Source organism: uncultured Algoriphagus sp., assembly GCF_963974835.1.
GTDB lineage: Bacteria > Bacteroidota > Bacteroidia > Cytophagales > Cyclobacteriaceae > Algoriphagus.
This window is the reverse complement of sequence record NZ_CAXBET010000015.1, coordinates 62,789-85,780: the sequence shown is the minus strand read 5'-3', so window position 1 is coordinate 85,780 and position 22,992 is coordinate 62,789. Positions and strand designations below refer to the sequence as shown.

Annotated in this window: 20 protein-coding genes; 15 read left to right on the top strand and 5 right to left on the bottom strand. The window is 39.6% G+C overall.

Annotated elements, in window-relative coordinates:
- Positions 1 to 4: 4 nt before the first annotated feature.
- The 3 genes from AACZ73_RS20235 to AACZ73_RS20225 all read left to right on the top strand — a co-directional run bounded on the left by AACZ73_RS20235 (position 5) and on the right by AACZ73_RS20225 (position 4,976).
- The gene (locus tag AACZ73_RS20235; RefSeq protein ID WP_339880656.1) at positions 5 to 2,617 is read left to right on the top strand and encodes an ABC transporter permease; all 2,613 of its coding nucleotides are present in this window, start codon (positions 5 to 7) and stop codon (positions 2,615 to 2,617) included.
- Positions 2,618 to 2,975: 358 nt separating this feature from the next.
- Entirely contained in the window at positions 2,976 to 4,010 is a 1,035-nt protein-coding gene (locus tag AACZ73_RS20230) for an LLM class flavin-dependent oxidoreductase (RefSeq protein ID WP_339880655.1), read from the top strand.
- A 135-nt stretch (positions 4,011 to 4,145) separates the two neighbouring features.
- On the top strand, positions 4,146 to 4,976 hold the full coding sequence (locus AACZ73_RS20225; RefSeq protein ID WP_339880654.1) for an alpha/beta hydrolase: 831 nt from the start codon (positions 4,146 to 4,148) through the stop codon (positions 4,974 to 4,976).
- Between the two features lie 126 nt (positions 4,977 to 5,102).
- Here the strand turns inward: AACZ73_RS20225 and AACZ73_RS20220 are convergent, their stop codons facing one another.
- A complete protein-coding gene (locus tag AACZ73_RS20220; protein WP_339880653.1) occupies positions 5,103 to 5,348 on the bottom strand; it encodes a hypothetical protein in 246 nt (81 codons plus the stop codon).
- A gap of 547 nt (positions 5,349 to 5,895) precedes the next feature.
- On the opposite strand from AACZ73_RS20220, the gene AACZ73_RS20215 reads away from it, so the two are divergent.
- Positions 5,896 to 6,510 carry a dihydrofolate reductase family protein gene (locus AACZ73_RS20215; protein WP_339880652.1) on the top strand — a complete coding sequence of 205 codons (615 nt, stop codon included), beginning with the start codon at positions 5,896 to 5,898 and terminating at the stop codon, positions 6,508 to 6,510.
- 142 nt (positions 6,511 to 6,652) lie between these two features.
- On the opposite strand, the gene pckA is transcribed toward AACZ73_RS20215, so the two are convergent.
- Positions 6,653 to 8,251: a phosphoenolpyruvate carboxykinase (ATP) gene (gene pckA, locus AACZ73_RS20210; protein WP_339880651.1), complete on the bottom strand. Its 1,599-nt coding sequence runs from the start codon at positions 8,249 to 8,251 to the stop codon at positions 6,653 to 6,655.
- 443 nt (positions 8,252 to 8,694) lie between these two features.
- Between pckA and AACZ73_RS20205 the strand changes: the two genes are divergently transcribed.
- Together AACZ73_RS20205 and AACZ73_RS20200 are read left to right on the top strand one after the other, a co-directional pair.
- Positions 8,695 to 9,867, top strand: a complete 1,173-nt coding sequence (locus AACZ73_RS20205; RefSeq protein ID WP_339880650.1) for a PAS domain-containing sensor histidine kinase — start codon at positions 8,695 to 8,697, stop codon at positions 9,865 to 9,867.
- Between the two features lie 11 nt (positions 9,868 to 9,878).
- Complete coding sequence (locus AACZ73_RS20200) at positions 9,879 to 10,250, top strand: response regulator (RefSeq protein WP_339880649.1); 372 nt, start codon at positions 9,879 to 9,881, stop codon at positions 10,248 to 10,250.
- Between the two features lie 20 nt (positions 10,251 to 10,270).
- On the opposite strand, the gene AACZ73_RS20195 is transcribed toward AACZ73_RS20200, so the two are convergent.
- The gene (locus tag AACZ73_RS20195) at positions 10,271 to 11,932 is read right to left on the bottom strand and encodes an FAD-dependent oxidoreductase (protein ID WP_339880648.1); all 1,662 of its coding nucleotides are present in this window, start codon (positions 11,930 to 11,932) and stop codon (positions 10,271 to 10,273) included.
- A 3-nt stretch (positions 11,933 to 11,935) separates the two neighbouring features.
- Complete coding sequence (locus AACZ73_RS20190) at positions 11,936 to 13,327, bottom strand: ATP-binding protein (protein WP_339880647.1); 1,392 nt, start codon at positions 13,325 to 13,327, stop codon at positions 11,936 to 11,938.
- Positions 13,328 to 13,557: 230 nt separating this feature from the next.
- On the opposite strand from AACZ73_RS20190, the gene AACZ73_RS20185 reads away from it, so the two are divergent.
- The 6 genes from AACZ73_RS20185 (at position 13,558) to AACZ73_RS20160 (ending at position 17,758) form a co-directional block, all read left to right on the top strand.
- Entirely contained in the window at positions 13,558 to 14,361 is an 804-nt protein-coding gene (locus AACZ73_RS20185; RefSeq protein WP_339880646.1) for a metallophosphoesterase, read from the top strand.
- Between the two features lie 182 nt (positions 14,362 to 14,543).
- Positions 14,544 to 15,035, top strand: coding sequence for a hypothetical protein (locus tag AACZ73_RS20180; protein ID WP_339880645.1), 492 nt, complete (start codon positions 14,544 to 14,546; stop codon positions 15,033 to 15,035).
- 279 nt (positions 15,036 to 15,314) lie between these two features.
- Positions 15,315 to 15,506 carry a hypothetical protein gene (locus AACZ73_RS20175; protein WP_339880644.1) on the top strand — a complete coding sequence of 64 codons (192 nt, stop codon included), beginning with the start codon at positions 15,315 to 15,317 and terminating at the stop codon, positions 15,504 to 15,506.
- Between the two features lie 507 nt (positions 15,507 to 16,013).
- Positions 16,014 to 16,718 carry a hypothetical protein gene (locus tag AACZ73_RS20170; protein WP_339880643.1) on the top strand — a complete coding sequence of 235 codons (705 nt, stop codon included), beginning with the start codon at positions 16,014 to 16,016 and terminating at the stop codon, positions 16,716 to 16,718.
- 174 nt (positions 16,719 to 16,892) lie between these two features.
- A complete protein-coding gene (locus AACZ73_RS20165; RefSeq protein ID WP_339880642.1) occupies positions 16,893 to 17,390 on the top strand; it encodes a hypothetical protein in 498 nt (165 codons plus the stop codon).
- A 2-nt stretch (positions 17,391 to 17,392) separates the two neighbouring features.
- Positions 17,393 to 17,758, top strand: a complete 366-nt coding sequence (locus tag AACZ73_RS20160) for a hypothetical protein (RefSeq protein WP_339880641.1) — start codon at positions 17,393 to 17,395, stop codon at positions 17,756 to 17,758.
- 184 nt (positions 17,759 to 17,942) lie between these two features.
- On the opposite strand, the gene AACZ73_RS20155 is transcribed toward AACZ73_RS20160, so the two are convergent.
- Positions 17,943 to 18,956 (bottom strand): LacI family DNA-binding transcriptional regulator, encoded by a 1,014-nt coding sequence (locus AACZ73_RS20155; RefSeq protein ID WP_339880640.1) that lies wholly within the window; start codon positions 18,954 to 18,956, stop codon positions 17,943 to 17,945.
- A gap of 200 nt (positions 18,957 to 19,156) precedes the next feature.
- Here AACZ73_RS20155 and AACZ73_RS20150 point away from each other — a divergent pair, with 200 nt between their 5' ends.
- The 3 genes from AACZ73_RS20150 to AACZ73_RS20140 are packed head-to-tail and all read left to right on the top strand — an operon-like array spanning position 19,157 to position 22,898.
- Complete coding sequence (locus tag AACZ73_RS20150) at positions 19,157 to 20,197, top strand: aldo/keto reductase (RefSeq protein ID WP_339880639.1); 1,041 nt, start codon at positions 19,157 to 19,159, stop codon at positions 20,195 to 20,197.
- Between the two features lie 4 nt (positions 20,198 to 20,201).
- Positions 20,202 to 21,212, top strand: a complete 1,011-nt coding sequence (locus AACZ73_RS20145) for a zinc-binding alcohol dehydrogenase family protein (protein ID WP_339880638.1) — start codon at positions 20,202 to 20,204, stop codon at positions 21,210 to 21,212.
- A gap of 12 nt (positions 21,213 to 21,224) precedes the next feature.
- On the top strand, positions 21,225 to 22,898 hold the full coding sequence (locus AACZ73_RS20140) for a glycoside hydrolase family protein (protein ID WP_339880637.1): 1,674 nt from the start codon (positions 21,225 to 21,227) through the stop codon (positions 22,896 to 22,898).
- The last annotated feature ends 94 nt before the right edge of the window (positions 22,899 to 22,992 follow it).

The following is a 22,992-nucleotide window of genomic DNA, read 5'->3' as shown; positions in this document are numbered from 1 at the left end:
ACTCATGAATCAGCCACCTAAACTGCCTCTCCGCTTCTTCCGATGGTTCTGCCATCCTAGGATGTTGGATTACATTGAAGGAGACCTTATAGAAGTATACGAGAGAAACTTCCAGATTTTGGGAAAACGAAAAGCAGATTGGCGATTTATCAAAGATGTGCTTTTGCTTTTCCGCCCGGGTATCATCCGCCCAAGAAAACCCTATCAAAACTTAACCCCCTACGGTATGTATAAAAGTTACTTTAAAATTGGCTGGAGAACTCTCCTGAGAAACAAGGAGTATTCCCTGATTAACACTGCAGGATTGGCGCTCAGTGTCACCTGCTGTATCTTGATTTTTGTGATGGTAAAGCATCATATGGGATTTGATGATTTTCATCCAGACAAGTACAGAATCTATAGAATAGTCACGGAGCAACACCGGGAAACGGTTTCATATGTCAACAGTGTGCCTTCACCTCTGGGTATGGTTTTAAGGGAAAATCATACTTACGGCGAAAAAGTAGCCCGGATGTTTCATGAATCAAATTCAGTGATCTCCTATGAGCGAAATGGCGAAAAGCAGCTAATTAAGGAACCTAATGGATTTGCATTCACGGAGCCTGAGTTTTTCGATATTTTCAATTTCCCGCTGTCTAGAGGGAATATAAAGGAGGCTCTGGAAGAACCAAATACAGCGATTCTTACAGAAAGGTTGGCAAAAAAATATTTTGGTGACCAGAATCCCATCGGCCAGGTCATTACCTACGATAATTTTCTTCCCTTCACAATTACCGGTGTTTTGGAGGATTTTCCTTCTACCACAGATATCAAACCTGAAATATTTGTTTCCTATAATAGCCTGAAAGATTTTAATCCCTGGCTGGCAAGTGATGATGCTTGGGGAGGAATAAGCAGTGGAATGTTTTGTTATACCTTGCTAAGACCGGGTGTAAGTGCGCCAGAAGTTGAGGAAGCCTTAGCTCCTTACGTCAAACAATTCCGTCCGGAAAGCAAAAATGTACACCATTATAAGCTTCAACCGCTCACAGAGCTTCACTTCGATGGTAGATACGGGGGAGCTATGGAAAGATCTGATATAGGGATTTTAATTGCAATCGGGATCTTTTTATTGCTCACTGCCTGTGTGAATTTTGTAAACCTTGCCACTGCGCAAGCTTTGAAGCGTTCCAAAGAAGTGGGTGTTAGGAAAGTATTGGGAAGCTATAGGAGCCAACTTTTCTGGCAATTTATTTTCGAGACTGCCATAATCTCTTCCATTAGTATTTTGATTGCACTGGTAGCAGGGATTCTCCTTGTTCCCTATGTAAATGACTTCTTAAATACCCAAATTCCTGTCAACTTTCTGTCCGATGGCACCTTGCTGTTATTTATTATAGGACTGGATGTACTTATTACACTTTTGGCAGGATGCTACCCAGCTTTGATCCTTACTGGTTTCAAACCAGTAGCTGCCCTTAAAGGAAAGCTTTCATTGCAGCAGTTTGGCGGATTTAATACCAGAAGGTCTTTGATAGTCGTTCAGTTTGCTATTTCTCAGGTATTGATCATAGGAGTCATAGTCATCATGAATCAAATGCGTTATGCCAACCAGGCAGAACTTGGTTTTGATAAGGAATCCATTGTGATGGTAAAGTTGGGTAATGACTCGCTGAATACAATGAACACCTTGAAAAATGAGTTTTTGCGCTTGCCTGGTATTGAAAAAGTGTCCCTATGCTACCAAGCACCTGCGTCTGATAACTCTTGGAATAATTCCATCAGATTTGGAAATGACAGTGAGGAGGTGAGCTTTCGAACCAATATGAAACTGGCGGACGCGGATTATATTTCTACGTTTGACCTGGAAATGCTGGCAGGCAGAAATCTCACTCCGTCAGATACAGTGAGGGAAATGGTAGTCAATGAAGCAATGCTGCAAAGTCTTGGAATCACCTCTAACGAAGATGCTTTGGGACAAATGATCTATGCCAATGGCGGAACCATGATAGGCCCGATAGTAGGGGTAGTCCGAAATTTTCATGACAGGTCCCTGCATGAAGGAATCTCAGCCGCGTTGATCACCACGGCAAGTTCTATGTATTCCAATTTTGCTATCAAGATCAACGGAAATTCAGTTAAAGCAACTTTGGAAGAGATTGAAAAGCTGTGGCATGCCCAATATCCGGACAAGATGTTTGAATACGCTTTTGTTGATGATAGCATAGCTCAGTTTTATGAGGCCGAAGACACTTTATTAAAGGGGATTCAGTTCTTTTCTTTCATCGCCATTTTCATTGGTTGCTTGGGACTGTACGGATTAATTTCCTTCATGATTTCTCAGAAGACTAAGGAAGTAGGCATCCGTAAAGTAATGGGAGGAGGAGTTTCTCATATCATCTGGCTATTCGGTCAGGAGTTTGTACGCTTGATTATTATCGCGTTTTTGATAGCCGCACCGATAGGTTGGTGGTTTATGAGCAGATGGCTTCAGGATTTCGAATTCAAGATCACATTGGATGTTTGGACCTTTACCATGGCGATAGGAAGTTCATTGATTATAGCTGCATTGACAGTTGGATATCAAGTTATTAAAGTCGCCTACTTAAATCCTGTGATAAGTTTGAAAACGGATTAGAAAAGGTTGAAAATTGAATTTTCGATGAGCAGTTGACAAGTATCACTATAAGCATTTACAATGATGGGGCGGATAATTATTCGCCCTATTTTTTTATTTGCCAACACTCTTGTACATATCTATGAAGGAATACGCAATCGTATAAGGTTTTGAGGTAATGATTCGAAAAAAAGTTTTCCAGACTCCCTATTAACTTCTCGGAACTAACTACCCAATTCAACACACTATTCCAGTAGTCTAATATAAATTCTCTGCAGGTTTCTATCTTCAAACCTCTAGCATCCCTCCACAAATCTTCCGACCACTAAACTTTTTACCTATAATCACCTGTTGTCAATTCAAATTTTAGCCCAACAATATGGAATTAGGAATTAGCACATTTGCCGAACTCACCCCAGATCCTAAGACAGGAAAGACACTTTCTCCTGCTCAGAGGATGAAAAACCTAATGGAGGAAATTAAGCTTTCAGACCAGGTCGGCTTGGATATCTATGCCATTGGTGAACATCACCGCCCGGATTTTGTAGTATCCTCACCAGCAACAGTTCTGGCAGCAGCGGCAGTCATCACCAAGAATATCAAACTTTCCTCTGCTGTAACGGTACTGGGTTCTGAGGATCCCGTGCGTATTTTTCAGCAATTTGCCCATGTAGATTTGCTGTCAGAAGGACGTGCAGAAATCATGGCAGGAAGGGGTTCTTTTATAGAATCATTTCCTCTTTTCGGTCAAGACCTGAATGATTACGATGCTATTTTTGCCGAAAAACTCGATTTGCTTTTGCAACTGAACAAATCTGAGCAGATTTCATGGAGGGGAAAGTTTAGACCTGCCATTTCCAATAGAGGAGTTTACCCAAGACCATTCCAAACAGAGATTCCAGTTTGGCTGGCAGTTGGCGGTACCCCGCAGTCAGTAGTCCGTGCAGCGGAGAAAGGATTGCCGCTTGCCTTAGCAATTATTGGGGGCAGCCCGGATAGATTCACCTATTTCACAGATTTGTATAGACAAACCTGGACCAAAGCAGGAAGAAATCCTGAAGACATTCAAATAGCTGTGCATTCACACGGTTTTATAGGGCCGGACTCGCAGCAGGCTGCAGAAGACTTTTATGGTCCATATTCTTTTGTCATGACTCAATTGGGAAAGGAAAGAGGTTGGCCGCCGATGAACAGAGGGCAGTTTGATGCCATGCGATCAAAAGAAGGATCATTGGTTTTGGGAAATCCGCAGGAAGTTATCGATAAGATTCTGATGCAACAGGAGATGATGGGTCTGACACGCTACTTACTTCACCTGAGCGTAGGTACTATGCCTCATGACAAGTTGATGAAAGCTATAGAACTGTATGGTGAGGTAGTGGCTCCGGCGGTTAAAAAAGCTCTTGAAAAATAGGGAATTATCTTCCCGAAGAGAGTAGGGAAATTATTGGAAATATTAGCTCAAACATCTATACAGCTAATATAAAGCCTATTATTTGCATGGCATCGCATTTGGACATAATTCAACATAATCTAAACATTACTACTTATGCCATTTTTAAAACATCAAAACGGAAACGAAAAAATCAGAATCTTTTATCAGGACTATGGTAAAGGAGATCCTGTCATATTAATTCATGGTTGGCCCCTAAGCCACCAGGCTTGGGAGGCACAAATATCAACTTTGGTAGATGCTGGCTATCGGGTGATTGCCTACGATAGAAGGGGATTTGGAAAATCTTCCCAGCCTCTAAACGGTTATGATTACAGCTCTTTGACTGAAGATTTGAGGGAGTTGATTTTAGAGCTTGATCTATCCAATATAACTTTAGTCGGCTTTAGTATGGGCGGAGGGGAAGTAGTCCGATACTTCACGGATTACGAAGGAGATCGTGTTGTCAAAGTCGCTTTAATTGCTTCTATTATCCCTTTGGTTTCCCAAAAAGCTGACAATCCCGACGGAGTTCCAGAGGAAGATTTGGAAGAAATAATGCAGAATTTAAAAACGGATAGAATAGGCTTTCTGAAGAGTTTTCATGAAAACTTCTACAATTTCAATGAGCTTAAAGACCGCGTAAGTCAGGCGAATCTTGATTATGATTTTTCTATATCATCCCATGCCTCTCCAATTGCTACTATTAAAACAGCCGAAGCTTGGGGTACAATAGACTTTAGAAGTGAGTTGAAAAATGTAAATGTGCCCACACTTATTGTACATGGAGATGCTGATAATATTGTGCCTTATAAAACCTCGGCCAAACAGGCAGCTGAAGGAATTGCCAACAATGAGTATCATCTTATCCCAAATGCTCCCCATGGATTAAATTTAACCCATACAGAGGAGTTGAATAAATTGTTGTTGAAGTTTTTGCAGCAATAAGTGCAATCCATTAACAAAAAAGCCGACTCTTTATAGAATCGGCTTTTTTGTTTTTTTTCCGTGATTTTTTGAGACCAATTACTTGATCATCTTTCAAATTGCGTTTACGCGATTAAAAGGATCATCCTATGTTAAAATGAGGTATCGTTCAATATCCTGGTTAATAATTACCTGAAAACCCTTTGACATAGGGACGACATTTAAAGAATGTAGCGGAAGATGATGCTCGTAAAATTGCTGTGGGATGCGGCTAAACAGATAGGTAGAAACCAATTCATGGGTTATTGATCCAGTCGGAATCGCTATTAAAAAATTCTTGGTTTCACGAAGAACGGTATCCAATAAATCAAAATTAATTATTCCTTTTTCCATGATATTATTATTTAGCCAAATGTACCATCAAATTATTTTTTTCTAATACCCTATACAGGGTATTTTAATAGCAGAAGATGTATTTCAATTTACTTAACTCTTTTCAATTTCAAATCACCTCTCATCACAAATGCAACTGAAATTTGAAATTTTGAAAACCTAGTTTATTTACTAAAGCATTGATTTCTAGCTTGCATAAACGGAAATCATTTGAATTGGTTATAATTTTTTCGGCGCGCAGATCTTATAACTCTTGTCTATTAGATTTATTGTAAGTATCAATGAATAAAAACAGCGATACTAAAGTCAATTCCCCAAATTATTTTCGTGTTTCTAGACAGCGGGATCTGGAAAGTATCAAACTTTATCAAAAATTCTCAATGGCAAAAAACCGTTACCTACCGCTGTTGGAAAAAGAAAGGATAAGAAAATCCAAAAAAAAAATCTAGCAATACCGCAGTGTTTAATTCACACTGAAGAATGTCGCATTTACCCAGTAACTACAATTCTTATCTTTTGCAGATTTGTATACATTAATTACATGCATATGAGAAACATAATAGTCTTATCGATGATCACCTTAGACGGTGTATTGCAATCTCCTGGCAGCCCGGAAGAAGATACTTCAAACGGGTTTAAATATGGTGGCTGGGTAGCACCATTCGAAGACGAAGTTTCTGACAGGATAATGCAAAGATTATTACAACCTGCTGATCTACTTTTGGGAAGAAAAACTTTTAAAATCTGGGAAAGCTACTGGCCTGAGCATTCTGAATATTGGCCTAGCGTGAATTCAGTAAACAAATATGTTTTCTCCAATTCAGTTAGCAAATCAAATTGGGAAAACACACTTTTTCTCACAAGCGTAGCCGAAATAGAAGCCCTAAAAAAAACACCTTCGCAATCCCCCGATTCGAAGAGTTCAGATATACAAGTGTGGGGAAGTAGTGAACTGATTCAATTGCTGCTTAAACAGGATCTAGTAGATGAACTTTGGTTGATGATCCATCCGATCACACTGGGTAAAGGGAAAAAGCTATTTGTGGACGGAGCGATTCCTGCTGCGTTTGCCTTATTAGAATGTCATCATACACCCAGTGGCGTCATTATGGCCCATTTCAAGCGGGCTGGAGAGGTAGTGACTGGGACAGTGGGAGGGTAAATAAACTTTAAATTACAGAATGAAAAGGCTGGGTAACTCAAAAGTATTTCACCAGAAAATTAATTCATGATGTATTTTAAAAGTTAAGCTAGATTAAATATTAAAGGGAGATAAAGCGCTAATTTTATCTCCCTTTATGATTTTATATGGGACCGCCTTTTACAATTTCATTTGTAGCAAAGTCTCGATATTTTTCAAAATTTCTCCTGAATGCATCAGCCAGTTTTTGAGCTTGCGTGTCATAGGCATCCCCATCTATCCAAGTCCCTCTGGAATTGAGAATTTCCCCTGGGACATTTGGACATGCCTTAGGCACGGCTGTTCCAAAGTGCGGATCTCGCTCGAATTCAACCTGGTCCAGACTTCCTTCCAGTGCAGCGCTTATCATTGCCCGTGTGTAAACTAGTTTCATGCGTCTACCTTCTCCATAGGGACCACCAGTCCAGCCAGTATTAACCAACCAAACTTTTGCGTTATGGCTTACTATTTTTTCACCGAACAATAAAGCATAAAGAGTAGGATGAAGTGGCAAAAAAGCCGCTCCAAAACAGGCTGAAAAAGTAAGCTTAGGCTCAGAAATCCCCATCTCCGTACCTGCCAATTTGGAAGTATAACCTGAAATAAAGTGATACATAGCCTGGCCCTTATCCAAAAGAGAAATAGGAGGGATTACCCCGAAAGCATCTGCAGTCAGAAAGAAAATATGCTTAGGATGTGGGGCTATGGAAGGATTTAGAGCATTTGGAATGAAATTGATTGGATAGGCAGTCCTGGTGTTTTCCGTAATTGTACTATCCGAGAAATCCACTTCCCGTGAATACTTCCTGAACTTCGTGTTTTCCACTATTGAGCCAAACCTGATTGCATCCCAAATTTCAGGTTCTTTTTCCCGGCTGAGATCTATGACTTTTGCATAGCATCCTCCTTCAAAATTAAATATTCCCTCATCAGTCCATCCATGTTCATCATCGCCAACCAATTTTCTGTCCGGATCCGCAGAAAGAGTAGTTTTGCCTGTACCTGACAGGCCAAAGAAAATTGCTGATTCCCCATCCGAGCCTACATTGGCTGAGCAGTGCATGGAGAGAATATTTTTTCCATGAGGAAGAAGGAAGTTAAGTACAGAGAAAATACCTTTTTTGATTTCCCCTGCATAGCCCGTTCCTCCAATAAGAATGATGCGCTCACTGAGGTTTATGATCACAAAATTCGGACTGGACGTTCCATCTTCTTCAGGAATAGCTTCGAATTCAGGAGCGCAGATGATGGTGAAATCGTGAGAGAAATCCCTAAGCTCATCTTCAGTCGGACGCAAAAACATATTATGGCAAAATAAGTTTTGCCAGGCTTGCGTATTGATCACTTTTAAATTAAGTCGGTGATTAGGGTCAGCACCAGCATAAGCATCTCTGATGAATAGTTCTTTATCCGCAAGATGCTCTCTCATTTTTTGTAAGAGTAGCCCGAATTTTTCCTTATCGAAGGGTAGGTTTATCTCACCCCATGAAACGGTGTTCCTTGTCAAGTCGTCCATGACCAGGTATCGATCTTTTGGGGATCTGCCGGTAAACTTTCCAGTAGCCACACTTAGTGAGCCGCATGAAGTGAGTTTTCCTTCCTTTCTAATCAGGGCCATCTCGATGAGTTCGGCTGGAGGGAGGTTGATGTGAACTTTCCCACTGGTCTCAACCATGGGAAAAGCAAGAGAAGAAGGCAACTTAGCCTTGTCTTGATACTGCATAGATATTTGGGTTTACAATCTGAAAATTGTCTTCACAAATCTAGCATAATCAATTTTCAAAATCTCGAAAAATATGCCTTTATTTTAATTACAATCGATTGAGTTAATAAAACAGATGTTTATTTGGCTTGGATTTTTAGGTGTTTCGGGTTGTTGGTTTTTATACAGCCCTCCTAATAAAATAGACTTCACGTAGAAAAAAACGGCAATGAAATGTAATGGTATGATCTTAACGTGATGAAGATTCAGAGACTACACATGTTATTGCTTCAATAAATTTTTTACCTCCTCTATAGTTTTATTGGAGCCCCACAGCTCAGAAAAATGAATATGCCCCATTCGCAATTGTTGCTTAATTTTAAAGGAATGCTCTAAATCGGCATAACGCATCCTTGGTAGCAAGCTAGTTTTAGTTTGACTGGAAATATTTAAATTAAGCGAGAATGAAAAAAGGTAAGACTAAATCACAAAATTCCGAGACATCAACTACAATCACAGATTTCCGAAGGATTGATGTAGAAGGCGACATCTTCAAGCAAATATTTAAATATTCTGTCATTCCAACCATAGTACATGATTTAGAAATGAATATCATTGACAGCAATGATAGTGCACTTTTGATGTTTGGTTATACCAAAGATGAACTGCTCGAAAAAAGCATATTTGATCTTCATACAGAAGATGAGCTAAAACATTCCGCTGAGGTTTTGGATAAAATGAAGCAGGAGAAGAAAATGAATGTACAGACTAGCTTTAAGAGAAAAGATGGGTCTGTTTTTATGGCTGAAGCTACGCCCTGCAAGTATATGATTGAAGATAAACCTCTGATCCATGTCTTCATTCAGGATATTACTGAACGTGAGATAGCCAAAAGAAAACTACAGGAATTTAACTCCGCGTTAGAAGCTGAGATGGCCAAAGTGAAAACGTATACCAAACAAATTGAATCGAAAAACAAGGAGCTGGAAGAATTTTCCTATGTAGCTGCCCATGATTTGAAAGCACCGGTTACCAACATCAAAATCCTGTCAGATATGATAAATGCTGAAACGATAATAGATGAGCAAAGTAATGAGGTATTCGGCAAGTTGAAGAACAGTATTGAACAACTGAATAAAACAGTGGTTTCGCTAAACGATGTTATCAGCTTCAAATCAACATTAGGTTACAAAAAGGAGAAGCTGAATTTTGGGGAAATATTCGATGAGATAAAGGAGAGTATCACCGAGCAACTTGTGAAATCAAAGGCCACCATAAATGCCGATTTTTCAGAATGTCCTAAAATTGAGTACCCAGTTCTTCATTTAAAAAGTATATTGCAAAACCTGCTCACGAATGCTGTAAAGTACAGGGACCCTGATAAGACATTGATCATACAGGTGAAAACAACCGCATATAATGGAAGCGTTTGTCTCAGTGTAAAAGATAACGGGATGGGCTTTGATGCCTCAAGATACTCAGAGAAAGTATTTGGACTATTTAAGAGATTGCACACTGGGGTTGAGGGAATGGGTGTTGGAATGTATATCGTTAAATCTATTGTAGATTCCCACGGGGGAAGAATTGAAGTTGAAAGTAAGCCACAAGAAGGAGCATTATTCAATGTTTATTTTTAAAAATGGAAAAGATGAGTACTAGAGTATTGCTGATAGAAGATGATGAAACAACAAATTTCATCCATAAAATTGTCCTACGAAGTGTAGGCATTGAAGATGTTTACGAGGCACAAAATGGATGGGACGCTTTCGATTATCTTGAAAAGAGTTGCCCTGATATTATCTTTCTGGATATCAATATGCCAGTAATGGACGGTTGGGAGTTCTTAAAAGAAAAGGAAAGGAAAGCGCTTTGTGGGAGCTCAAAAATTGCGATGCTTTCCTCTTCTGTACGTCCAGAAGATAAAAAAATGACAGAAAACTATCCCTCTGTAATTGCTTACTACGAGAAGCCTCTCACTGTGGAGAAAATTGAAGAGTTGAAGCAGAAGATGGCCAGTTAAATCTAGCTCTCTTTTGTTCCCTAATTTTCCGCTAAGTATTCATGCACAAACTTAATTGCCATGGAGCCTTCACCTACGGCAGAAGCAACACGATTCATAGCGCCCGAGCGCACATCTCCCGCGGCAAAGACACCAGGAATACAGGTTTCCAGAAGTAAAGGATCACGCTTGAGTTTCCAATTTTTGCGGAAGTCGTTATAGCGGGCTAGGGCAGGGCCAGTTTCCAGGAAGCCACGCGAATCTTTGATAATATCCAGATGCAACCAATCAGTCATAGGTTTCGCCCCTATGAAAATAAACAGTGCCGCAGCAACTCTCTTTTCCTCCTTGCCGGTATTTCCATTTTTTAGCACTAATTCTGAGAGACGTTGTTCTCCACTTACCTCTGTAATTTCCGAATTCCCTATAACCTCAATAGTTGGAGTTGCATTAATCTGATCAATCAGGTATTGCGACATGCTGCTGCTCAGGTCAGGTTTGCGTACGACTATAAAAACCTTTCTTGCAAACTTGGATAAGTACATAGCCGCTTGCCCAGCAGAATTTCCGCCACCTACGATATAGATGTCCTCATTTTCGCAGGAAGCTGCCTCCGTAGTCGCGGCTCCATAGTAAATACCCGCTCCTGTAAATTCATCTATGCCTTTGGCAGGATGCTTTCTGTATTCCACACCTGTAGAGATAATAATGGTTTTTGCATTTACTACATCTCCATTTTGCAGGCTGATGATTTTATAAGTGTCCCTGATTTCAATGTTTACCACTTCCTGTGGAGAGAGAAATTCTATCCCAAATCGAGTGGCTTGGGTAATCGCCCTGCGGGAAAGATCCGATCCGCTCAGTCCATTGGGAAAACCTAGGTAGTTTTCAATCCTGGAACTCGTACCCGCCTGACCTCCAGGAGCTCTTTTTTCTATCAATAAAGTATTCAAACCTTCCGAACCTCCATATACGCTGGCAGCAAGTCCTGCAGGACCAGCACCGATTACTGCCACATCGTACATGGCTTGCTTTGCTTTGATGGACATACCGGATTTTTCTCCCACCTCTGACGTGGTAGGATTGGTCAGAAAAGAACCATCATCGAAAAAGACGGCGGGAAGATCTTTAATCTCAATTCCATTAAGCTCAAGAAGTTCTTTGCCTTGTGCGCTGGTTTCAATGTTCATCCAGCGATAGGGTACCAAGTTGCCGGAAAGAAAATCCTTTATTTGGTGTGACTTTGGTGACCACTGGTGGCCTACGATTCTTAAACCTGAAGCTTCCGGAATATAACTGCACTGCCAGGCTTCCAACTGGTCACGCAAGATGGGATGCAGTTTCTCTTCGGGTGGATCCCATGGTTTCAACAAGTAGTAATCCAGCTTTACTTCGTTTATAGCTTTAATGGCTGCATCTGTATCTGAATATGCAGTAAGTAGGATGCGCTTGGCATCTGGGTAAAAGGCTTTGGCTTTCTCCAGAAACGCTACACCCAGCATCTCGGGCATTCTCTGGTCTGAGAGAAAAAGTGCCACATTTTCGCCTTTCTTCTTGAACTCCGGCAACGCATCCAATGCCTCTTTTGCTGACTGGGTTGCGATGATTCTATAGTTCTTCCTAAATTCTGCCCGCACATCACGCTCCACCGATTTCAATACAGCTGAATCATCATCCAGTAGAAATATAATAGGCTTTTTCATTGGTTAGTTGTCTTCGATAGGTATGCAAATTGTAAAAGTAGTATTACCTGGTTCTGATTCTAGGTAAACTGAGCCGTGATGTTGTACTTTAATTATTTGCTGGACAAATTCAAGCCCCAATCCCGTTCCTTTTCCAACAGGTTTGGTAGTGAAAAATGGATCGAAAATTTTGTCCTGTATATCCTGGGGAATACCCATGCCGGTGTCGGTCAATTTCACATTGATAAATTTCCCTTCTCTTTTGGTGGTAATTGTCAGCTCCTTGACTTCCTGATCCTCCATAGCATCTATAGCATTATCAATCAAGTTTGTCCAAACCTGATTCAGAGGGCTCGCTAACACGCAGGCAAGAGGTAAATCTTCTTCATAATTCTTAATCACCTTTACATTCTTCAACTTGTGGTTAAGCATGGTCAGTGTATTGTTCAGGCCAACATGGATATCGGTTGACGTTTTCTCGGGCGCCTGATCCATATGGGTATAGCTTTTCACCGAAGAGACCAGATCATTGATCCGCTGGGAAGCATCCTGTATTTCATGGACGAGCTTCTCTGTAGTGAGCACTTGATTCAGCCAGCTTAGGATTGAATTTAAATTTTCTTCAGGGATCTCTGCCGCCATGGAATCCAGATCTTCTTCAGTTAGTCCGTAATCCACAAAGTTGGCAGCAATCTCATCGGAATCTTCGATGGAATGATCATCCAGCCAATCCATCAGTTCATCTTCCATACTTGACTTTTCCATCAGGGAAAGCTCCTTGATTCCACTATTGATTTTGCTAAACAACACATCCGACATTTTGTTAATTACCTCATCAGACATCTTGATTTTGATGATATTCTTAAATTTTTCAGGATTGACTTTCAAAAGTTTCGCAAGTTCCTGAGAACTTCTGACCACTGCTGAAGAAGGGTTGTTGAGCTCATGTGCCAGTCCTGCAGAAAGCTTCCCAAGGGCCATCATTTTATCATCCTGCTGCTCCCTCTGTGTGAATTGACGGATACGCGTGCTCATGGCATGGACAAATACAGTGGTTAACTCATGCTGATCCCGGATCATTTCCTTAAAATACTTTTCATCCAAACTCAAAACCTGGCAGTCGGAAAGAGCCTCAGCGTAGGCTAGGGCAGAATGTGCTCTCGAGTAAGGGAGCATGCCGGTAATCGTATTCTGTTCAAACTTTCCCACACTTACAAATTGATTATTTCGCTTGAGACGGAGCGTAAAACCACCTTTAAGTATAATATGAAGCCGGTTGATAGGATCTCCTGGAGCAAAAAGTGTCTTCCCTTCATCCACAGAATAGCATTCGCTTTTGCTGATCAACCAGTTTAATTGTTCTTCCGGAACATCTTTCAGTTCCTCGATTTCTTGTAATGCTGCGAGTATATTCATTGGTAGGATTTAAGATAATGACTAGTCCTGAATTGAGAGTATATTTTCCTTCAAACCTTTTTTTGAAAAAACTAATTCTGAAAGTTGTGGGGATTTATTTTATTATTCTCAAGGAGGTCAGTATCACTTTACTCCAATATGGTGAATAGAAGTATTTAAAGATTAATGCATCCCGAAGTGACTTAAGAAAAATCCTTTCAACCTTCCTTATTAAACCCTATTTTAAACCCATGAACCGCAGACCTTTTCTTCAAAAAATCAGCCTTATCGGCACATCTTTCATGACCATGCCTTTTGTGGGCTATGGAAATATGGATTTTCCAAAAGCCACCCGACTCAAATTTATCACTGCTTCAGACGGGCATTGGGGACAGCCTGATACAGATTACGAAACTTCCCATAGCAACTTGATCGAGGCTATTCATCGGGAAAAGGATGTGGATTTTGTAGTTTTTAATGGTGATCTGATTCACGATGATCCGACACTTTTACCACAAGTTAGAGAAGTGTATGGCCGCTTGCAAGTACCTTATTATGTCACACGAGGCAACCACGACAGAGTAAGTGAGGAAGACTTTCGGAAAATCATGGGGCAGACGACAAACTTTTCCTTCAAAGTCAAGGACTCTGGCATCCTGCTGCTTGATTGCTCTAACGAAAAAGGAGAATACCTCTGTGCCGATCAAGATTTTGCCAAAAGCATCCTGGACGAATATGCATCTCTTGCTCATGTTTTTATCTTCGTCCACATCTCCCAAAACGACTGGACACGGAATGGGGTACCTTGTACGGACTTTCTAAACCTAATCACATCCTACCCAAATGTGCGGGCAACTTTTCATGGACATGATCATGATATAGATGGGCAGATGATTTACCGTAGAAAGCCCTTTCTATGGTCCGGGCACTTTGGTGGCAACTGGGGCAATCCATTTCCTTCTTACCGGGTATGCGAAGTGGGAGAAGACGGTAAGGTCATCAGCTACCTAAAGACCGTAAAAGATGGGAGTATACTCAATGGACATACCCTCTAAAAAATCTTACAATCACCCAAAAAATAAATTTCATTTCCTGAACAATCACTTCGACGAAATCCTTAATTTGGATTCAGCAGAACCTGGGAACCCTGTGGACAATTGCGATATAGACGCAATAGGGCTTGGGAGTAGCTTATATACGACTATTAGCTGTTAGTTTAACCTGACAAAATCTAAAAATGACGACAACTGTACTAATCATTATAAATATTATTTCCACTTGTTTTACAGCTTTTTGGTTGATAAAAAGAGTGAATGATCAAAAACTAATTATTACCGAGCAAAATAATAAGTTAGACCATTTAAAGAAGTTCTCTGAGGTTTTGGAGAAATACGTCAATGCTGAGGACGTTGAGAAATTACTTTCTACAAAACAGAGATTAATGGAACACGATCTTGAAATACTAAGAAGAAGTACAATTAGTACGACAAATAAGTCTTTAAGCGAAGAGTGGGGCAAAGTAATTGAGAAAAACATCCTTCCCCAATTTGAAGGCATCTTAACTGAATTTTCTAATTTCATATTTTTTTATTTTTCTAAAAGAAATTTTAAAGACAAAACCGAAAGAAATGGACATATAAGAATATTTTTTCCAGAACATGCAGACATGGTTATTGATTATTTGGATAAAATTCTTGAAAAGACTTCTGACCAAGATGAAAACCTTTAATGTAAAAATATTCCTCAATGTTATTATTCCCCGCCTACACCCCATTTTTTAAATTTGAAGATTTACTTCTCTGAAAAGAATTTTTATTTTATAACATACTGATATTCAGTAAACTATTGTTTTGTTGATTTCACTTAGTTAATTTAGTTTACAATTAATTTTTCTTACACATTAACCAATTTTTATCTTAGACAACAAAGTTTCCATTGTGATCCCAGCAGCGGATCTTACCGCAATCAAAGATGCGGTCGCAGTTTTACAGGCCAAACTTTTAATGTATTGTCCCAACTCTATAGCAATCTGGATAATACGCTTATGGAAGCTGGCTCGGAAATCATGGTACCATCTACAGCCTATTATAAGTCGGCGCAGATGGCGGTCAAGCTTGGAGTACCAAGTGCCAAGCCAGTGGTGGCGGATTTGATGGGGCGCTGGGAGCGTAAACCAAAAAAATCTCCACCAAAAGAGTGAAGAACCTGATTAAGACTTAGCGAGGAGATGTTGCTTATCACTTCTCCAGGCCGGATTCGAGAGGATCCGGCTTTTTTTGTTTGAGGAGTTACAACTGAACCTCCAGGAAAATAGGCTGAAGGTTCAGTCTAAAAGTGTGAACATTCAGGATAATAGCTTAAAACTTTAGGATAATAGGGTGAACATTCAGGATAATAGCTTAAAATTTCAGGATAATAGGTTGAAATTTCATACTCAGAACCTGAACATTGAGGATAATAGGTTGAAAATTTATACTCAGAGGTTGAAGCTTCAGGATAAAAGGCTGAAAGGACATGATATTATCCTGAATTCTCTTCCAATCCTTTTAAATGCATTACCAATAAAAAAAATCAGCTCCTGTACAATTCCCTTAGACGAAATCATTAATTTGGAGCTAGTAGAACCCTAAAGGCCTAAGGAGGATGGCGATGTAGGAGTAATAGGGTGGTGGAAGAATAAATACAAATTTTGGCATTAATTTGAGAAATGAAAAACCCGATTGAAAATATTTGTTTTGTAATGATGCCATTTGGCGACCCATTTGACGAATATTATACTGAAATTTATAAAAGTGTAATAGAAGAATGTGGATTTAAGCCAAAACGTGCTGACAGTCTTTTTAGACCAACACCTATAATCCGTGATATTTGGGAATATATTAATTATTCTAAAATTCTAATCGCAGACATAACAGATTTAAACCCAAATGTTATGTATGAACTCGGACTTGCTCACGCAATTACGAAACCAGTCATTATTATTAGTGACTCAATTGAAAATGTTCCATTCGACTTAAGATATTTAAGAATTTTAATTTATGATTCAAAGAAACCTAACTGGGCTAAAGATTTAAAAGCGAAAATTAAAAACTCAATTTCAGAAATTATAGAATCACCAACTGATTCCATTTTATCTGCATTTTTAGATATTAAACCACAGATTAAAAAGACTGATGAAATAAGTGCGGAATTAATTGAAATCAAGCAACTGATAAGAAGTCAACTTTCCGAATCGAATAACGAAAAACCGAGAAAAAAATTTACAGCAGAAATGTACGCAGAGGCTTCAAAAGAAGCAAAAGATTTGTATTATGAAGCTGGTTGGGAAATAAATGATATTAAGGAACATCTTGCGGAAAAATTTGGAATGAGTAGATATACAGCTGACAATTTATTTCACAGTTCAATATAAAAACAAATGCCAATAACAATGTATAAAAATAATAGCCGGTTCAGTAGTAATTTTAATGGTTTTATCCCGCCACAACTTTTGTCTAACTTGATAGGAAAGTGTAAGGGAGTCGGGTACTATTCTTATACTCACCGTTAGCATACATTTACAACCAACTAAAGAATATTGAAAATTATGTCTCTAAAAGATATTAGCCATCCAATATTATATTCTACAATGACAACTTTAGCATATAATATTAATAAAAAATATTACGGAGATAAACACTTTTTGTGGTGTACACCATATTTTGGTTCTGACTTCCAATCACCACATTTTACAGTACCACCAAGTTCTTCACCAATGGAAATATATAAGATGCTTAAAAATGAAATTGATGGTTCTGATTTTCATAACACAAAAATTACCTTGAACAGAAGAGGAATAAGAAAAGGAGCGGATATAATGCTTAAATTAGGAAGAATTAACGAAGATGCTCACGAAGAAATAATAGCTATCTCTAAACTTGCTAAAGACCAGCAATTTAGGCCATTGCTCTGTGTGATTTCAAGATTAGAGGCAGTTCCATATTACAACAAAATAGATATTAAAGATAAGGCTAATCCATTATCACACGAATACATTGTTTCAGACCTGCCACAATCTGCTTTTGACATTATTAAAATTGGATAAATATGAAAGATTTAAAAAATATAACAGAGGGATTTCCAATAGCCGATATAAGAAGTTCATTATATTATCTAGGAAGATATATAAAGCAAGCTGAAACCTTTGAAAATTATGAAAAGGACATATTCGAAGATGGAATCAATAGTGAGCCTAGCATTGAAGTTAAGGAATTGACAAAATCAATGATTGAATTCGTGGAGAAAAAAGCTGATAAAAAAGCTTCTAAATTTAATGATGATGAATTTCATTTTTGGATGTCAAGCATAGCGGAATTTGAAGAAAATATTGACCCAGAGATTAGTCAATCTAAAATTGAAGATGCAATGAGACAAATCGAATTATTTGAATTGCCAAAGAAAAATAAAACATAAAAACGTATGCTAGCAATGGCTAAGTAATTGCTTGCTCTCGCCTACTTCTGAAAATCCGCGAGGATTTTCAGTTTAATGTGTACTTGTAAAGTTAATTGCTAAGCCACGCAACTACTCATAGCCGAGACCGTTACTTTTCATCCTCACCCTCCATTTTCTCAATTCCCCACCCAACTAACCCCTCTCACCCCTCCACCTTCTTACAAGACTCCCGTATCACTAACCTAGTTTCCAGATTTTTTATCTCCAGAGCGATTTCCGGATTATTGATTTTATTCAATAGATAGTTGGCTCCAAATGCACCCATTTCAAACGGCTGCTGATTTACGGAACTTAAAGTAGGGTTGATATAAGTGGAAATAGGTTCATCAGCATAGCCAATCACTGACAATTGCTCAGGAATCTTGATTTTAAGCTCACTTGCTACTTTATAGATTTCAAATGCCAGGTAATCACTGTAAGTAAATGCGCCATCCACTAAATAATTTGTGAGGCAGAACCTGATTTTTTCCACCAGATTCGCATCATTACTTTCTAATACCAGTTCCTCTTTTAACTCAATTTCATGCTTTCGAAGGGCTTCCTTATACCCCATTAATCGGTTGAAAGTAGTTGAGAGATTGTCCGGACCTTTTATATGCAGGATGTTTTTGCATCCACTTTGGGACAAATAATCAACGGCTGAGAATGCACCTTTGAAATCATCCGAGATCACATAGGGAGTTTCGATTTCTTCCGAAAAACGATCCACCAATACCAACGGTGTTCCGCTATCGAGTACTTCCTGTAAATGCTCAAATTTGTCATTCATCTTGGAAATGATTGCTATAATTCCATCCACCCTGGCATCCAAAAGTATTTGTGTGGATTTGATTTCCTGATTCTCGTTTTCATTGGAGGTACAGATCAGCAATTGGTAGCCTGCCCCTGAAGTGATGCTCTCTATTCCGGAAAGCATACGGCTATAAAAATGATGGGTGAACTCCGGGATGATAAGGCCTATGGTATGGGTCTTATTTTCCAATAGGCTTTTTGCGATAGGGTTAGGCCTATAGCCAAGTTCCTGTGCCAAGGCCAAAATCTCATTTCTTTTTTTCTCACTTACTTTTCCTCCTCCATTTAGCGCCCTTGAAACAGTTGAAGGCGTTACATTAAGCGCATTGGCAATATCGGTAATGCTGATTCTTTTCTTTTTCATTCTGGGCTACTTGGCAAACCTAAATTAGAATAAATGAATGAAAGCAGGATGGTTTTTAGTTAGGCGGTCTCATTATTAGGTCAAACGTTTGACCAACGTACTCTTGCCCATTTTTATGATATTGGTTTATTGTTTTGATAAATTCGGTTTTACCGAATAAAAAATTTGAATCAATTCTGGAAGGAATTACAATTAAAATAATGGACTTAGGGAAAACAGGCATTCGGGTACCTTCTATGATCTTTGGGACTAGTTCTCTGGGAAATCTCTATGAAGCTTATTCCTATGAACAAAAGCTGGAATTAATAACTGCCGCATTAGCATGCTTTCCTAATGAAATAGTCTTCGATTCGGCAGGAAAATACGGTGCAGGCTTGGCGTTGGAAACTTTGGGGCAGGCGCTGAATGAACTTCAGGTGCCAAAAGACAAATTGTTGATCAGCAACAAACTGGGATGGAAGCGCGCTCCCTTGGTAGGAGAGCCAACTTTTGAAAAAGATGTCTGGAAGGATCTTAGTTACGATGCAGTTCAGGATATCAGTTACCAGGGAATTTTAACTTGTTTTGAGGAAGGTAATGCTCTCTTGAAAGGGTACGATAGTCAGTTGGTTTCCATCCATGATCCGGATGAATATTTGGATAAGGCAGATTCCCCGCAGGATTATGAACAGCGATTTGCAGATATTCTGGATGGCTATGCAGCATTGGAGGAACTAAAGCAAGCCGGAAAAGTAAAAGCAGTAGGCGTAGGTTCAAAAAACTGGAAAGTAATCCAAAAGATCTATTCACAGGTAAAGCTGGATTGGGTGATGATTGCCAATAGTATGACCATATACGATCATCCTGAGGAGCTTTTTCACTTTATGAGTAAATTGGAAAAGGAGGGAGTTGGGATTATCAATTCAGCTGTATTTCAGTCAGGTTTTTTGGTCGGAGGAGATTATTTCGATTATCAAAAGATGGATAGAAAAGAACCTGAACATATCAAAAAATATAGCTGGAGAACTAAATTCTTCCAGATTTGCGAAACTCATAGCGTAAATCCGGCGCATGCCTGTATTCAGTTTGCCTTACAGCTTCCTGGTGTCAATTCTCTTGCCCTAAACTCTACTTCCGCTAATAGAATTCAGGCAAACGCAAAGTATTGCGATACGCAGCTTCCGGATTCTTTTTGGGAAGAAATGAAAGCGCAGAAATTGATTGCCGACTATTTATCAGAATTTAATTTGAATAAAATATAATTACATGAACATATTATCCTGTAAGACACCTGGGGAATTTGAATATTTGGAAAGCGCCATACCGGAGCTTTCGGAAGGTAGAGCCATAGTTAAAATCAAGAAAATAGGCATTTGCGGCACAGATCTCCATGCCTTCGAAGGCACTCAACCTTTTTTCTCTTACCCACGGATTTTGGGACATGAGCTGGCTGGTGAAGTGGTGGAAATTGGAGATAATGAAGAAATTCAGAAAGGTGATCTAATCACGGTGATACCTTATTTCAACTGCGGAACTTGTGTGGCCTGCAGAAATGGCAAACCCAATTGCTGTCAGAAAATCAGTGTGTTTGGAGTTCACGAGGATGGAGGAATGCGGGAATACGTTTCTCTGCCCATATCGTCTTTGGTAAAAAAAGAAGGGGTGACCATGGAGCAACTTGCGCTAGCCGAGCCATTTGCCATTGGGGCTCATGGGGTTAGAAGAGCAGGTGTGAAGCCTGGGCAATTTGTTTTGGTTATCGGTGCCGGGCCGATTGGTTTGGGAATTATGGAGTTCGCCCGGATCGCTGGAGCCACCGTCATCGCGATGGATATCAATGAGAATAGACTGAAGTTTTGTAAAGAGGAGTGGGGCATTTCCCATGTGGTGAAAGCTGAGACAACTGCCCATGAGGAAATTCAGAGAATTACAAATGGGGATTTCTGTGATTCTGTCATAGACGCCACGGGTAGTCTAGCGGCTATAAATCAAGGGTTTCAATACATAGCTCATGGCGGGAATTACGTATTGGTAGGTTTACAAAAAGGCGAGATTGCATTTTCCCATCCCGAATTTCACAAGCGGGAAGCCACGCTAATGAGCAGCAGAAATGCCACCAGAGAAGACTTTGACCAGGTGTTGGACGCTATGGCTTCAGGTCAATTGTCAGTAGAGAAGTATATCACTCACCGGGTAAGGTTTGATCAGGTAAAGACTGATTTTCAGTCCTGGTTGAATCCGGAAACAGGAGTGATTAAGGCTTTGGTAGAATTATAATTAACTAGTAAAATGCACCAGATTAATTTTAAAAGGTTGTTTTTAGTATTCTTTTTTGGAGGGATTTTTTACACGCCTTTAAAAAGTCTAGCTCAAATTCAGGAGCGGGAAAAGCCTGCAGAGTGGATAAACCTCGTTCCGGGAGGAAAGTTTATAGATTTATTTCAACCTATACCAAAAGTTGGGCAGCTTACTTCAGAAACTTGGGGAACAGCTACGGTGAAGCCGCGATACGTGGACAATGGTATAGAGGACAAGGAATGGTCCTATTGGGGTGGAAACATTTTGGAGGGAGAGGATGGGAAATTTCATCTATTCGTTTGTCGATGGAGGGAAGATTCTCCAAAAGGACATCATGAATGGCCTAACTCAATTGTGGTGCATGCGGTATCAGATAATTCCATGGGGCCGTTCAAAGTGTTGGAGGAAATAGGAAAGGGTCACAATCCAGAGGTTTATAATACCGAAGACGGCAGGTTTGTAGTCTATGTCATTGATGGCTACTATTTGGCCAATTCGCTAGATGGTCCTTGGGAGTATGGACAATTTGAATTTGACCCTAGAGACAGGCCAATTATAGAAGGTCTTTCAAATCTGACTTTCGCACGTAGGGAGGATGGTTCCTATTTGATGGTTTGCAGGGGAGGTGGAGTTTGGTTCAGCAAAGATGGTTTGGATACCTTTAACCAAGTTTCTAACGAAAGGGTGTATCCGCCCGTGGATGGCAGATTTGAAGATCCGGTAATCTGGAAAGATAATGTACAATACCATCTGATAGTCAACGATTGGCTAGGAAGAATCGCCTTCTATCAGCGATCCAAAGATGGGGTGCATTGGAAAACTGATCCGGGTCAGGCCTATACTCCGGGAATTACCATCTATGAAGATGGAACGGATGAAGACTGGTTTAAATATGAGCGGATTAAGATTTTTCAGGATGACCTAGGTAGGGCTGTTCAGGCAAATTTTGCTGTCATTGACACTTTGAAAAATGAGGATAAACCGAATGATACCCACAGTTCAAAAAACATCGGAATTCCATTAAAAGTAGGAATGCAACTCGAATTGCTAGGTAAAAAAGAAATTACCTCCACTACTAAAGCAATGAAGGTATTGGTAAAGGCTGAGCCGGGATTCAATCCTCAGACCGATCTGGACTTTTCATCCTTACGATATGGGGCTTCCGAAGAAGTGAATTTTGGCAGAGGATCAAAAGTAGTAAGTACTAAGCCAAAAGGTAATGATCTGGAGATAACTTTTGAAGGGAAAGGTAACGGTTTTAAGGAAGATAATTTTGCAGGCAAAATGCTTGGAAAGGACCGCAATGGTGAAATGGTATTTGGATATTCCAGACTTCCCTGGGTGGATTATAATCAGGCAATACTTTCTGCTAGAAAGCCTGAGATTTTAAAAGAGAAAGGGATTGTCAGTGTCAAAGTGGAGAATTTTGGCCAGGTGAATTCCAAAAAAACAGTAGTGTCTGTGGAGATTTTTGAAGATGGGAAAAGTGCTTTCGTATCCACCAAGAAAATCAAAGGAATCGAGCCATTTGAAGGAGTAACAGTTGATCTTCCTTATGATAAATTGATCCCATTGGGCACCAATCTTTCTTTCAAAGTTTCCATCCAATCCTTTAAGTACGCAACAGAGGTTTTTGAAGGAAGTTTGTCGGAATCAAATCTTTAAATGAAAATATTCAGCTAATTTATTGTCAGTATTTTAATATTTATCAAAAGTATCTCAAAGGTCCTTACCAGGAAAAGAGAGATATCTCAAAACC

Bases quoted from the DNA above. Each gene is read 5' to 3' on its own strand.
- AACZ73_RS20190 (WP_339880647.1), bottom strand. From the start codon at position 13,327: ATGAATATACTCGCAGCATTACAAGAAATCGAGGAACTGAAAGATGTT.
- AACZ73_RS20160 (WP_339880641.1), top strand. From the start codon at position 17,393: ATGAAAGATTTAAAAAATATAACAGAGGGATTTCCAATAGCCGATATA.
- AACZ73_RS20165 (WP_339880642.1), top strand. From the start codon at position 16,893: ATGTCTCTAAAAGATATTAGCCATCCAATATTATATTCTACAATGACA.
- AACZ73_RS20155 (WP_339880640.1), bottom strand. From the start codon at position 18,956: ATGAAAAAGAAAAGAATCAGCATTACCGATATTGCCAATGCGCTTAAT.
- AACZ73_RS20140 (WP_339880637.1), top strand. From the start codon at position 21,225: ATGCACCAGATTAATTTTAAAAGGTTGTTTTTAGTATTCTTTTTTGGA.
- AACZ73_RS20225 (WP_339880654.1), top strand. From the start codon at position 4,146: ATGCCATTTTTAAAACATCAAAACGGAAACGAAAAAATCAGAATCTTT.
- AACZ73_RS20220 (WP_339880653.1), bottom strand. From the start codon at position 5,348: ATGGAAAAAGGAATAATTAATTTTGATTTATTGGATACCGTTCTTCGT.
- AACZ73_RS20145 (WP_339880638.1), top strand. From the start codon at position 20,202: ATGAACATATTATCCTGTAAGACACCTGGGGAATTTGAATATTTGGAA.
- AACZ73_RS20230 (WP_339880655.1), top strand. From the start codon at position 2,976: ATGGAATTAGGAATTAGCACATTTGCCGAACTCACCCCAGATCCTAAG.
- AACZ73_RS20200 (WP_339880649.1), top strand. From the start codon at position 9,879: ATGAGTACTAGAGTATTGCTGATAGAAGATGATGAAACAACAAATTTC.
- AACZ73_RS20185 (WP_339880646.1), top strand. From the start codon at position 13,558: ATGAACCGCAGACCTTTTCTTCAAAAAATCAGCCTTATCGGCACATCT.
- AACZ73_RS20215 (WP_339880652.1), top strand. From the start codon at position 5,896: ATGAGAAACATAATAGTCTTATCGATGATCACCTTAGACGGTGTATTG.
- AACZ73_RS20205 (WP_339880650.1), top strand. From the start codon at position 8,695: ATGAAAAAAGGTAAGACTAAATCACAAAATTCCGAGACATCAACTACA.
- AACZ73_RS20180 (WP_339880645.1), top strand. From the start codon at position 14,544: ATGACGACAACTGTACTAATCATTATAAATATTATTTCCACTTGTTTT.
- pckA (WP_339880651.1), bottom strand. From the start codon at position 8,251: ATGCAGTATCAAGACAAGGCTAAGTTGCCTTCTTCTCTTGCTTTTCCC.
- AACZ73_RS20235 (WP_339880656.1), top strand. From the start codon at position 5: ATGAATCAGCCACCTAAACTGCCTCTCCGCTTCTTCCGATGGTTCTGC.
- AACZ73_RS20195 (WP_339880648.1), bottom strand. From the start codon at position 11,932: ATGAAAAAGCCTATTATATTTCTACTGGATGATGATTCAGCTGTATTG.
- AACZ73_RS20170 (WP_339880643.1), top strand. From the start codon at position 16,014: ATGAAAAACCCGATTGAAAATATTTGTTTTGTAATGATGCCATTTGGC.
- AACZ73_RS20150 (WP_339880639.1), top strand. From the start codon at position 19,157: ATGGACTTAGGGAAAACAGGCATTCGGGTACCTTCTATGATCTTTGGG.